This window comes from Bartonella vinsonii subsp. berkhoffii ATCC 51672, assembly GCF_902825225.1.
GTDB classification, from domain to species: domain Bacteria; phylum Pseudomonadota; class Alphaproteobacteria; order Rhizobiales; family Rhizobiaceae; genus Bartonella; species Bartonella berkhoffii.
Map to the genome: position 1 here is coordinate 1 of NZ_CADEAK010000229.1, position 415 is coordinate 415.

Below are 415 nucleotides of genomic sequence, written 5' to 3' on the forward strand. Positions count from 1 at the left end.
ATTCAATGTTTTTTCCATAGGCTAATATCTTATGAAAGTCACTATTAATGCTCTTCAAGCAAGGATAAAATCCTAGAGGTTAAAATAGTCATAATAACTCTATCGAAATAAATCATCCCCATCAGGAATGCGAGACACTGCCCAATGGTAATAGCTTCCCTTCTGAGGGCTTTGAGTCGTCTTCGTTTTTCTGTGAATATGAAATCCTATTAAACGTGGATCTGTAAGCGGTTTAACGCCAAAAGCAGGATAAAAAATCTGTTCAGTTTTTCGCCCCGACCAATAATAAAAAGATTAATTTTCCTTTGCTTTATGAAAAAAACCATATCGTTTGGCTAATCGGGAAATACCATCATTGCCAAATATCATACCTCCAAGACTTCCGGAAAAATCGCCATTTATGTCCTCTTTAACC

The 415-nt window shown here is 36.1% G+C and carries 1 pseudogene; it reads right to left on the minus strand.

The features are described 5' to 3' along the window. Positions 1-99 precede the first annotated feature (99 nt). A pseudogene (locus J7R10_RS10150) lies at positions 100-415 on the minus strand (hypothetical protein); the annotation flags it as partial.